Here is a 12,597-nt window from a genome sequence, read left to right on the forward strand (position 1 = left end):
GGAAATGGAATGAAGAAACGTTTGAAACAAACCTTGAGTTTGGTTTGCACCGGGGTGCTTGCCGCTTCGCTGGCCGCTTGCGGCAGTAACGGAAACCAGGCGGAAGGCAGCGGCGGGAATTCGGGCGGCGAAGCCCAGGTAACCTTGACTTTATTGGATGCGTTTACGCCCGGCGATGGGATGACGACGGCCTTCCGGACCGTTTTGGACCAGTTTCAGAAGGATAACCCAAATATCAAGATCGACGAAGAAACGATTTCAAGCGATGATTTGGCGACCAAGGTGCAGACGCTGGCGGCCGCAGATGAACTGCCCGATATTTTTTGGCTGAAGGGACAAATGGCGGAAACGTTTGTGAACAACGGGAAGGTTATGCCGCTGAACGAATTTTTGGACAACGATTCCGACTGGAAGGCCAGCTTTAAAGAAGGCGTCTTTTCCAATTTCACGTATAATGACCAAATCTACGGTATTCCTTTTCAGATCACAAATACCTGTATTTATTACAACGAAGATTTGTTGAAAGCGGCCGGCGTGGACCAGTTTCCAACGACGTGGGATGGGCTGCTGGATGCTGTGAAAAAAATCAAGGCAACCGGCGTAACGCCGATCGTGCTCGGCAATAAGGCCAAGTGGAATGCCGAATCGGTCATTATGAGCACGCTGGGCAACCGCTTCACCGGCGATGAATGGTATCAAAGCATCCGCGATAAAAGCGGAGCCAAATTCACCGATCCGGAATTTGTGGCAGCGCTTACCGCTTTGGATGAACTCGCCAAATCCGGGGCTTTCAACAGCGACGTAAACAGCATCGACGATTCGCAGCAGCGCCAGCTGTACATGAACGGCCAGGCCGCCATGTCCATAGACGGAACCTGGGCGCTTGCCGATCTGAAAGCCAACAGTCCGGAGGACGTGCTGAACGCGACGAAAATCGCGGCGCTTCCATCGGTCGAAGGCGGAAAAGGCGATCAGAACGCGATTACCGGCGGCGCGGGCTGGGCTTATGCCGTGAACGCGAGCACCGATTCCGCTAAAAAGTCCGCCGTGGAGAAATTTCTGCGCGCCATGACCGGCTCGGAATTTGCGACCGAAGAGGCCAAAGCGGGCAGCTTGACGGCCGTGACGCCAAATGATTTCGACCAGAGCTCTTCTCCCGCCATTTTCAAGGAATTTGACGAATTCCAGAAAAACCGGCCGTTTATCCCCGTGTATGACCACCAGCTGTCGTCGGGACTGATGGAGGTTCTGCAATCCGGTTTGCAGGAGCTGCTGATCGGCGTTGTAACGCCGGAACAGCTTGCCCAGAAGGTGCAGGATGAATATGCCCGAGAGTAAACCGGGGTCTTAATAGAAAGGGAACTATGCCGGACAGCTTGTGTGCAGCAATGAACAGCTATATAGAAAGAAAGGCAGGTGTTATCTCATGAGCGAGAAGCTGAAGCCCGGCAAAGCGCTGCTGGCCGGACTGCTGGCGCCGGGCGCGTTATTGTTTACGCTTTGCAGCATCGCGCCGCTTTTCGTCGCTTTTTATTACAGCTTCTACAATTGGGACGGAGGTCCGCACAAAACGTTTATCGGCCTGGCCAATTATCTGGAGCTTGCCAAGGACACCGCATTTTGGAGTGCGTTTCGGAACAACGTGGTGTTTATCGTCTGGACGGTTATCGGGCAGATCGGCATTGCCTTTGTCATTTCGATGCTGCTGGTTTCCCGGCTGCTTAAGCTGAAGACGCTGCATAGAACGGTCATCTTTTTCCCGGTTATTTTGTCCGCCGTGGTGGTCGGATTTTTGTGGCGCATCATTTATAACAAGGATTACGGCTTGCTGAACCAGTTTCTGGAGTTCCTCGGCCGGTCCGACTGGATCAAACCGTGGCTGGATAATCCAAAGATCGTCATCACCTCGCTGGCAATTCCGAAAATATGGCAGTTCATCGGATATTACATGGTAATTCTGCTGGCTTCGATCCAGAGCATTGACAAGGAAGTGCTGGAGGTTGCGGAGCTGGACGGCGCCACGGGCTGGAGAAAATCGGTATTCGTCGTGTTGCCTTTGATCAAGGACACGCTCCTAGTTACGGTGATGCTTTGCATCTCGGGCAACATGAAGACGTTCGACCAGATTTTCGTCATGACCGGAGGAGGGCCGGGCAACAGCTCCCAGGTGGTGGCCATGTACGCGTATAGCGTCTCCATGGAACGTATGCGGTATGGCTACGGCAGCGCTGTGGCGATCGGCATTCTGATTCTCAGCTTGGCTATGATCGTTTTAAGCAGGCTGTTAGCGGGGAGGAAAAAGGCATGAACAGGCAAAACGGATGGAGCTCGCACAGCCTGAAAGCAGGCGCGTCCGGGGTCGTCAGCAACGTGCTGGTCAGCCTGCTGTCCATCACCTGCATTTTTCCGATCCTTTGGATGATCTACTCTTCGCTGAAATCCCAGCGGGAATTTGCGCTGGATACCGTAGGGTTGCCTAAGGAGCTGCATTTCGAAAATTACGCCAAGGCGGTTTCGGAGGGACAAATCGGCAGTTATTTTTTCAACAGTTTATATGTTACGGTTATTACGGTTGTTGTCGTGATTCTGGTCAGCTTTATTACCGGCTATTGTTTATCGCGGTTTGTGTTCCTGGGCCGCCGGTTTCTCTACTATTTATTTTTGTCAGGCATGCTTATCCCGATTTACGCGCTGCTGATTCCGATTTTTATCGAATTCAAGTCGCTGGATCTGCTCAACAAGCCGGTTACGCTGATTTTGCCCTATATCGCGTTTGCGCTGCCGGTCGCGGTGTTCCTGATCGAAAGTTATGTAAAATCGGTTCCGACCGATCTGGAAGAGGCCGCTTTTATCGACGGCTGTTCCCTGGTCCGCAGCATGTTTTCGATCATTATGCCCATCTGCAAACCGGTTCTGGCTACCTGCGCCATCCTTACCTTCCTCAATACGTGGAACGAATTCCCTTTGGCGCTTGTGCTTATCCGCAGCAACAGCCTGAAGACGATGCCGATCGGGCTTACCAATTTCGTGGGCACTTATACCGTCAACTATCCGCTGATGATGGCGGCGCTGGTCATTTCCACGCTTCCGGTTATCATCATCTATCTTTTATTCTATAATCAGATCATGAAAGGGATGGTTGCCGGGGCTGTAAAGGGATAAAATCGTTAGAAGATTCAACCGTTAAGAGATCAAGCCGTTTAAGGGAAATAGGAAATAAAAGGTAAACTCCAGGCGGAGTTTGCCTTTTTGCACAGCTACAGACATAACGGGTGAGGTGTTCGCATGTGGAGTAGGATCAGACCCAGATTCGCCAGCCTGCAGGTCAAGGTTTTTACTTTAACCATCGTCCTGATCGTTTTGCCCATTACCGGGCTGGGCGTTTTCTTTTACAGCCAGGACGCCAAGTCCGTCTCGGAGAAAGTCACCTTGTCCAATATGAATACGCTTACGCAAATCGGCACCAACCTGGAGGATATTTTTGAGGATATCAAACAGAACTCGCTGCTGCTGTACCAAAGCCCCGAAGTCCGCAATTTCCTGCAGGATAAAAGCCCGTCCGAAGCGCTGGAGAATGACGTCATCCGCCTTGATGCTTCCGTTTTGAGCATGCTGGCCTACGAAAGATATGTCAGCGCCATCGACATCCGCAGACTGGATGGCAAGCAGTACCGCTCCAGCTCGGACTATTACGGGATTGACGACGAACGGACCCGGGAGATTATGCGCCAAACCGGCAAGCTGACCTTTTCCGGCTCGGTGGACAGCCGTTATCCCGGCGGCAAAGCGGCTTACGTATTCACACGCAAAATCAACGACATCAACAATTTGAGCGTACCGCTTGGCGTCATGCAGATCTACATCGACAAAAACCGGATTTTGGACTTGTTTGCCAACATTCCGCTGGCCAGCCGCAACAACTATTTTATTGTGCAGAACGGGCAGATCATCATCTCGCTGGACGAAAGGTATGTCGGCAAACCGGTTCAAGACGTGGTCGGCGGCTTCAAATTTCAGGGGCAAAAAGGTTTTTCCACGTTATCGGTGGAAGGGACGAAGCAAATGCTGACTTATTATGATTTAAAATATCCGGATCTTTATCTGGTCAATCTGATCTCGCTGGAGCAAATCAGCCGTGAGAAATCGCTGGTCGTGCAGGTGCTGGCTTTTACGATCGCGCTGACCATCGTCATCTGCAGCATGATCGCTTATTGGGTTTCGGCTTATATTCTATCCCCTCTTAAAACGGTCACGAAATCCATGCGGAATTTGGAAAAAGAGAACTTCAACGTGGCCGTTCCAGTTAAGGGAAACGATGAGATTACCGTGCTCGCCAAAAACTTCAATAAGATGAGCGAACGTCTCCGCGAGCTGGTCAATCAGGTCTACGTGTCCGAGCTGCGCGAGAAGGACGCTCAGATTAAGGCGCTGCAGGCTTATATCAATCCCCATTTTTTATATAATACCTTGGATACGATCTGCTGGATGAGCCGAATGGAAAATGCTTATGAAACATGCGGGCTGGTGGAGGCGCTCTCCAAGCTGTTCCGGATGTCGGTGCAGTCGGACCAGAAGGAAACGACGGTGGCCAGGGAACTGGAGTATACGCGTAATTATTTAATGATCCAGGAATGCCGGTATTCGGATTCCATTGATTTCGTCATACAGGTCGAGCCGGGACTGGAATCGTGCAGGACGGTCGGGTTTGTGCTCCAGCCGCTGATCGAAAACGCCATTTTGCACGGGCTGGAAGCGCGGGAAGGCGGCGGCACCGTCACCGTCACGGTGTGCAGCAGCGGAGATAAGCTGATTTACGCGGTGGAGAATGACGGAGAGAACGCAGACCCTGAGGAGCTTGAGCATTTGATGGATCATTATACCGATGGAAAAAGAGGCATGGCCATTGCCGGCGTCAACAGCCGGATCCGGCTGAATTATGGCGAGGCTTACGGCCTGCATTTTTATCCGGGCAATCCGCAGGGGCTCAAAGCCGTTGTGGAGCAGCCTTTAGGGACGGGGAGGGATGAAACGTGATTACGGTGATGATCGTGGATGACGAGGCTACCATTCGCAAAGGAATTTCCACCGCCATTGACTGGCAGAGTTTTGATATGAAGATCGTCGGCGAAGCCGCCAACGGACGCGACGGACTCGCAAGGGCGCTGACCGCCAAACCCGAAATCGTGATTACGGATATTAAAATGCCGGTGATGGACGGCCTGAATATGGCGAACCGGATCCGGGAGAAGCTGCCGAATACGCAAATCGTTATTTTAAGCGGCTACAACGATTTTGAGTATTCCAGGCAGGCGCTGAAAGCCGGTGCCGTCGATTATATTCTGAAGCCGGTCAGCGAAAGCGAACTGGCCGGGCTGATGCTGAAGCTGCGGAAGGAAATTGAGCAGCGGCGGAGCCGGGAGCTGGAGAACGATCTGGCGGACCGGCTGCTGTCCAGCAATCTCCCGATTATCCGCGCCGGCTGCATCAAGGATTACGTGGAGGGAGAAATGACAGAGGAGCAGTTTGCCCGGCAGGCGGCGGGCGCGGTGAACATCGATCTTTCCGGTCCGCGGCATCAAATCGTTATGATCGGCATCGATGACTACCATCAGGCGGGTCTTTCCCTCGGCGACCGCAAGCTGCTGCGGTATTCGCTTTCCAACATCGCCGAAGAAATTTTCCAGAGCGAGGCGGAGGCCAAGGTCACCGTCGGCGATTCGGGGGAAGAGGGGTTGCTTGTTTTGCTCTCTACCGGTGCGCCAGTGGAAGCTATCGTGGAGTGCTGCCGGCAGATCCAATTTTACGTGACACAATATTATAAAATCACAGTAACCATCGGTCTGGGCCGGCAGGTTGAGGATATCCGGCTGCTGAAGAATTCGTATAAACAGGCGCGGCAGGCGGCGGACAACAAAATTTATCAGGGTAAAAACCGGGTAATCGTAGCCGGAGAAATTCCCGCGCCCGCTCAGAAGCCTTTGTTTTTGCAGGAGCAGGACGAAAAGGAGCTGCGCGAGCATCTGAAGCTGCTTCATCACCTGGAGGTGCAGCAGAAGCTGAACGGCATTTTTACGGATTATTTCGGAGAAAAAAACATTCCGCGCAAGCTGACCGAGCTTTTTTGCATCCATCTGATTGGAATCGCTTTCAAGGAGCTGTCCGCGCTGCAGATCGAGCCGCAAATGGTCTTTAACAAAAGCGTGCACCTGCACGAAGAAATCGAAAAATACGAAACGCTCGAGGAAATCGGGCTGTGGGTCAAAAGCATTTTTGCCCGGACGCTGCAAGCGCTGGAGAGACAGCATAACAACAAATACAAAAACATCGTCAAAAAAGGCATCGAATACGCGCGCCGGCATTATACGGACAATTTGCAGGTCGCCGACGTGGCAGGTGCCGTGTTTGTCACCCCCAACTACTTCAGCAAAATCTTCAAGCAGGAAACCGGTGAAAACTTCACGGAATGGCTGAACAAACACCGCATCGAATGCGCCAAGGAGCAAATGGCAAAGCAGCCGGAGGCAAAAACATACCAGATCGCGATGGAAGTGGGCTTTAAAGATTATAAATACTTTGCTTACATTTTCAAAAAATACACGGGTTATTCGCCCGGCACCTACAAGCAGCTGTTCGGCTAGGAATCGCAAACAAACGTGTAGATTTACGGGGGTTATGCCCAGTTTTGCATCCTTCAAGGCCGGCGTTTTGTCTCCGTATAATAGGAAAAAAACAAGCTGGCAGGAGGTTTCGTCATGAGTGACTTTTTGTTTGGAGCCGTTTACATTATCGAGCAGGATTACACTGACGCCGAAATAGCGCGGGATATCGCCAATATGAAGGATTGCGGCTATAACCTGATTACGCTGTGGCCGGTGGCTAACCCTTGGCTGGCCCGCAGCTCGCACGAGTGGATTTTCGAACAGACGCGGAAGGTGCTGGACAAATGCGATGAGCTGGGAATCAAGGCGGTTATGCAGCTGTTCGGGCAAAACCAGGCCCAGGAATTTATGCCGGACGCGGCGCTGACGCCGGATATGCAAATCGTCGATGAACGGGGGCTTTTTTATAACGAAGACTGCTTTTGGGCCAATCTGAATCATCCCACGGTCAGGGAATATATGGACACTTATTTCCGGGAGGCCATCGCGGCGCTGAAGGACCATCCCGCCGTTTACGGCTGGGACGTGTTCAACGAAGCGCATTTCCGCAGCGACGATCCCTACACCGTCCGGCTGTACCAGCAGTGGCTGGAGCAAAAATACGGCGACATCCGCAAGCTGAACCGGGACTGGTACCGCAGGTACGAAAGCTTTTCCCAGATTCGGCCGGACAAACGACGCGCACCCTACAGCATTTGGAGCAGCCTGCTGCCGGATGTGGAGTATGAAAAATTCCGCAGCGAAAATCTCACCGCCATCTGCCGCTTTTTATATGAAACGGCCCGCAAATACGACGATGCCCATCCGATCCTGATCGACGGGACGTCCAGCCAGATTCTGGCCGGAGACGTGACGCTGCGCAACAACGACGAATTCGAAACGGCTTATATTCCCGATGCGTACGGGGCCACCTTTTATCCGAAAAGCTGGGGCCGGGATTACCGGAATACGCCCTGGACGTTGTCGATGTATTTTTCGATCCCGGCGGGTGCGGCGCGCAAAGCGGGGAAGCCGTATTTCGTTAACGAGCTGCAGACGCACACGCAGTCCGTGCTGACGCCGGGCTCCGAGGTGAGTCCGGAAGAGCTGCGCGACTGGATTTTCATGTGCCTGTTCACCGCTCCGGCCGGCATGCAGCTGTGGCGCTGGCGCCCGTTTTTGCACGGTTACCAGTCCACCGGGCGTGGACTGACGCGGATGGACGGCACGCCGAACCGGCGCAGCGGCTCGACTGCCGAACTGTTAAACGTGATCGGACGAAACCGGGAGCTGTTTGCGGACTTTACCGTAGCCCGGCCTGCGGTCCGGATCGCGTACAGCTATGCGGGCCGGCTGTTCTTCGACTCCCTGCTGAAGTGGCAGGGCAGCTTCTGGTCCCGAAATACGGAGGGCTGGTACAAACTGTTTTGGAACAGCGGCCTCCCCGCCGAATTCACCAATTTGGAAAAGCTGGACGAAACTGACTTTAAAACCCCGGTGCTGGTCGTGCCGGCAGCCGTCCGGATGGGGCAGGAGGAAGCTGCAAGGCTTACGGAATATGTGGAGCAGGGCGGTTTTCTGATCGCCGACGGCCGTTTGGGCGCCATCGACGGGCAAGGCGTGGTGCCGAAGGAAGGCATTCCGGGCGATACGCTGAGCCGGCTGTTTGGCATTCGGGAGGTTGACGTCGCCTCGGGCGAAACATGGAGCCTGAACGGGCGGAGGATTCCTGCGGCTTATATGAGCCAGCAGCTTGAAGCGGCCCCGGATGCGGAGGTTTTGGCCCGCATGGAGGACGGGACGCCGGCTGTGGTGCTGCACCGTGTCGGCAAAGGAGCAGCGCTGTATTTCAACTCCTTTATGGGGCTTTCGCTGCTGGAAGAGATTCTTCCCGACGTCGAAAAACTGATCTTTGACGCCATCTCAGGCTCTGTAGGGAACCTGCCTGCGGTCCGCGCCCGTAAACACGAACAGGTGCATCTCAGCTTTATCGAATCGGCTGCGCAAAAGGCGATGCTGGCGATCAATTTTTCGGGTAAAGAGCAGCTTGTGCGCCTGAGCGGACTGCCGGCGGGAATCGTGCTGACCGAGCTGAACGGCGGAACAAGCTTAAGCGCCAAAGATGAAGGTACGGCGGAACTGTTGCTGCCGGCCGGAGCTTGCTCGGTCTTCGCCTGGGAGAAAACCGAATGAGCGGCCGGCTTAAGTTTGTGAAGCTGCCGCCCAACCGGGTGCGCCGGAACTACCGCGGCGGCGCGGGCATCGACCGGCTGCACGGGAATCCGGACGGCCGGGACGGCGACCGTCCGGAGGAATGGATCGCCTCCCTTGTCCCGGCGCGCAATCCTGGGCTTCCGCCGATCCCGGGCGAAGGTTATTCCGTTTGTTTGACGGCTGAAGGCGAAGAGAAGCTGCTGATTGATTTACTGCGAGAAGATCCCGTGTTTTATCTGGGGGAACGCCATGTTGAACAGCATGGGCTGGATCTCGGCTTTCTGGCCAAAATATTGGATTCTTCCATGCGTCTTCACGTCCAGGCTCATCCGACCGCCGATTTTGCGCAGCGTCACCTGAATTCCAAGTATGGCAAGCTGGAGTGTTACTACATTCTGCAGGTGCGGGAAGGGGCCAAGCCTTACATCCGGCTTGGTTTTCAGCATCCGCCGACCCGCGCGGAATGGAAACGGATCATCGAGGGGCAGGATATCGCCGCGATGGACGCCTGTTTCGAGCCGGTTCCGGTTGAGAAGGGGCAGGTGTGGTACATCCCGGGCGGGATGCCGCACGCGATCGGCGAACAGATTTTAATGCTGGAAATTATGGAGCCTTCCGATCTGGTTGTCCGCTGCGAATTTGAACGGGAAGGCGTAAGCGTGCCGCCGGAGGCGCGGTTTATGGGCAAAGGGCTGGATTTTTGCCTGGATATTTTTGATTATAACGGCTATTCGGTAGAGGAAATAACGCGGAAGCACAAGGTGCCCCCCGTTCTGCTGCGGGAAGAAGCGGGTTTCCGGCTTGAACAGCTGATCGGCCCGGCCGTCACGTCCTGCTTTGAGGTGCAGCGGCTGCGGCTTGGCCGGGGAGGGCGCGCGGTTTTGCCCGGCGGGATGCCGCAAATTGCTTTGACCGCCAAAGGAAGCGCCAAATTTTGCAGCGAGCAGGAAACCGCGGAGCTGCGCCGGGGCGAAAGCCTGTTCCTGGCCGCTGCTGCCGGGGAGTTTACCGTAGAGGCGCTGCCCGGGTCCGGGGAAGAAGAAGCGGAGCTTTGTCTCGTTAAACCCGGGTTAACGCTGCCCGATCTATCCGATCTAAAGGAGAGAAACCGATGATTACACAATCCTTGAATGGTACCTGGACCTTAAAAACCCCCGGGGAGAATTGGACGGTTGACGCCCGGGTCCCCGGCTCGGTGTTGTCCGCTTTGCTGGCAGCAGACCAGATTTCCGATCCTTTCTGGCGGATGGAGGAGTATCCCGTCCGGGACTTGTTCTGGAAAGATTATGTTTACGGGACAGAGTTTGAGCCTTCGGCCGAAGTACTGGCTCAGCCCCGTATTGAGCTCGTTTGCAGCGGCCTCGACACCATTGCGGAGCTTTCCCTGAACGGGCAGCCGCTCGGAACGGCGGATAACATGCACCGCACTTGGAAATACGACGTCAAAGGCAAACTTCGGGAAGGCGTCAACTCGCTGGAGATCGTATTCCGTTCACCGCTGAAATATGTGGAGGACGCGCGGGCCGCATGCGCGGATACGATTACTTACGTGCCTACCGGCGGCATCCCCGGCAGCAATTTCATCCGCAAGGCCCACAGCATGTTCGGCTGGGATTGGGGACCGCAGCTGCCGGATGCGGGCATTTGGCGCGATATCGCGCTGCAGGCCGGCACGGGGGCCAGGCTGGAAGATGTGCTGATCTTGCAGCACCATGAGGCGCAGGATCACGGGATGCAGGATGTCAATGAGACACAGGATGATAATGAGGTGCTGGATGAAGATAAGGGGCAGGATAACGAGCTGCAAAATGGCGTGGATCACGAAGTAAAGCCTAACGAGGTTTATGACCGCATCGTCAAGGCAGTACGGCTGACGGCGGAAATCATAGCCGCGGACTGTCCGGAGAACGGGGCCGCGGTGCATGTCCGGCTTACCGGGCCGGACGGCTTAGTGCTGGAGGGAGAAGCGCAGGTATGCAGCGGCAGGGCGACTTCCGAGCTGAATATTCCGAATCCCCGGCTTTGGTGGCCAAACGGCTACGGGGAGCAGCCGCTCTACCGGCTGGAAACCAAGCTGAGCCTGCACGGGCAAACGGTTGACGAACGCAGCCATACCCTCGGCCTGCGCACCATAACGGTCAGTACCGAAAAGGATGCATACGGAGAGCAGTTCGCCTTTGTCGTGAACGGCGTCAAAATCTTTGCGATGGGAGCCGATTACATTCCGGAGGACAGCCTTTTGGCCCGGGTGGACGCGGAGCGCACCGAACGGCTGATCGCGGATTGCGTCAAGGCTAATTTTAACTGTATCCGGGTATGGGGCGGCGGCTATTATCCCGACGATTTTTTCTATGACAGCTGTGACCGGCACGGCCTGATCGTATGGCAGGATCTTATGTTCGCTTGCAACGTTTATTCCTTAAGCGAAGAGTTTGAACGGAATATCCGGCAGGAGGTGGACGAAAACGTACGGCGGATCCGTCACCACGCCAGCCTCGGTTTGTGGTGCGGCAACAACGAAATGGAGGTAGGCTGGTACGAGTGGCCTAGAGTGACCGGACATTCGGATAAACTGAAGGCCGATTATATCAAACAGTTTGAATACGTGCTGCCCAAAGCCGTGCGGAACGCCGACCCGGTTACGTTCTACTGGGCGTCTTCCCCTTCATCCGGCGGCTGTTTCGACCTTCCGAACGACGAAAGCCGCGGCGATGTGCATTATTGGGACGTCTGGCACGGCATGAAACCTTTTACGGATTACCGGAATTATTACTTCCGTTTCTGCTCCGAATTCGGGTTCCAATCCTTTCCGTCCTTGAAGACCGTAGAAAGCTTTACGCTGCAGGAAGACCGCAACATTTTTTCGCCGGTGATGGAGAGCCATCAGAAAAACGGGGAAGCCAACGGGAAAATCATGTATTACTTGTCCAGCTATTATCGATATCCGAAGGATTTCGACAGCCTGCTGTATGTTTCGCAGCTGCTGCAGGCCGAAGCGATCCGCTGCGGCGTGGAGCACTGGAGACGTCACCGCGGCCGCTGCATGGGCTCTATTTACTGGCAGCTCAACGATTGCTGGCCGGTTGCCTCCTGGGCCAGCCTCGATTATTTCGGACGCTGGAAAGCGCTTCATTACGAAGCCAAACGTTTTTACGCGCCACGCCTGATCACAGCCGTAAACGAAGGTTATGCCGTAACCCTTCATCTGCACAACGAAAGACGGGCTGCGCTGTCCGGACAGGTGCGGGTGAGGCTGATGAATACCGATTTTCGGGTGCTGGAGGAACGGATGGCGGATGTTCGAATAGAGGCTTTAAGCGCGGCACCGGCGCTCACCTGCGATTTTACGGAGCGGATGGCGTCCTTGCGGGAGGACAGCGTGTTTGCCGCCTATGAACTGATCGTAGAGGGACAAAAGGTTTCAGGGGGCAGCCTGTTATTCGTCCGGCCCAAACAATTCGAATTCCCGCGGTGCACTTATGGCGTGCAGGTTGGAGAGAGCGAAAGCGGCGAAAGCTTCCAAATCCGTGTCACCTCGGACCGTTACGCCCAGCATGTTGAACTGTCGCTTCTTACGCTGGACACCGTGTTCTCGGATAATTATTTTGCCATTACCGGTCCGGAGGGCGTTCTGGTCGAAGTCTCCAAGCAGGACCTGCCCGCCGGAACCACGGCCGCCGCTCTGCAAAACGATCTGCGCGTGCGCAGCATAAGCGATACGTTTGAATAAGGGGCTCCCGTCGCC

8 protein-coding genes are annotated in these 12,597 nt (G+C 54.8%); all 8 read left to right on the top strand.

Annotated features, from left to right (window positions below; translation table 11 throughout):
* Nucleotides 1-9: 9 nt before the first annotated feature.
* The 8 genes from AC3ZPD_RS13070 to AC3ZPD_RS13105 all read left to right on the top strand — a co-directional run bounded on the left by AC3ZPD_RS13070 (nucleotide 10) and on the right by AC3ZPD_RS13105 (nucleotide 12,582).
* Complete coding sequence (locus AC3ZPD_RS13070; RefSeq protein ID WP_490984731.1) at nucleotides 10-1,338, top strand: extracellular solute-binding protein; 1,329 nt, start codon at nucleotides 10-12, stop codon at nucleotides 1,336-1,338.
* An 88-nt stretch (nucleotides 1,339-1,426) separates the two neighbouring features.
* Nucleotides 1,427-2,308, top strand: a complete 882-nt coding sequence (locus AC3ZPD_RS13075; protein WP_490984732.1) for a carbohydrate ABC transporter permease — start codon at nucleotides 1,427-1,429, stop codon at nucleotides 2,306-2,308.
* Entirely contained in the window at nucleotides 2,305-3,162 is an 858-nt protein-coding gene (locus tag AC3ZPD_RS13080; RefSeq protein ID WP_490984733.1) for a carbohydrate ABC transporter permease, read from the top strand. Before AC3ZPD_RS13075 ends, AC3ZPD_RS13080 begins: the two co-directional genes overlap by 4 nt.
* Before the next feature lie 123 nt (nucleotides 3,163-3,285).
* Nucleotides 3,286-5,034, top strand: a complete 1,749-nt coding sequence (locus tag AC3ZPD_RS13085; RefSeq protein WP_490984734.1) for a histidine kinase — start codon at nucleotides 3,286-3,288, stop codon at nucleotides 5,032-5,034.
* Nucleotides 5,031-6,638 carry a response regulator gene (locus tag AC3ZPD_RS13090; protein WP_490984735.1) on the top strand — a complete coding sequence of 536 codons (1,608 nt, stop codon included), beginning with the start codon at nucleotides 5,031-5,033 and terminating at the stop codon, nucleotides 6,636-6,638. Before AC3ZPD_RS13085 ends, AC3ZPD_RS13090 begins: the two co-directional genes overlap by 4 nt.
* Nucleotides 6,639-6,752: 114 nt before the next feature.
* Complete coding sequence (locus AC3ZPD_RS13095) at nucleotides 6,753-8,831, top strand: beta-galactosidase (protein ID WP_490984736.1); 2,079 nt, start codon at nucleotides 6,753-6,755, stop codon at nucleotides 8,829-8,831.
* On the top strand, nucleotides 8,828-9,967 hold the full coding sequence (locus AC3ZPD_RS13100; protein ID WP_490984737.1) for a class I mannose-6-phosphate isomerase: 1,140 nt from the start codon (nucleotides 8,828-8,830) through the stop codon (nucleotides 9,965-9,967). Before AC3ZPD_RS13095 ends, AC3ZPD_RS13100 begins: the two co-directional genes overlap by 4 nt.
* On the top strand, nucleotides 9,964-12,582 hold the full coding sequence (locus tag AC3ZPD_RS13105; protein WP_490984738.1) for a beta-mannosidase: 2,619 nt from the start codon (nucleotides 9,964-9,966) through the stop codon (nucleotides 12,580-12,582). Before AC3ZPD_RS13100 ends, AC3ZPD_RS13105 begins: the two co-directional genes overlap by 4 nt.
* Nucleotides 12,583-12,597 lie beyond the last annotated feature (15 nt).

It is taken from the genome of Paenibacillus mobilis, assembly GCF_058267595.1.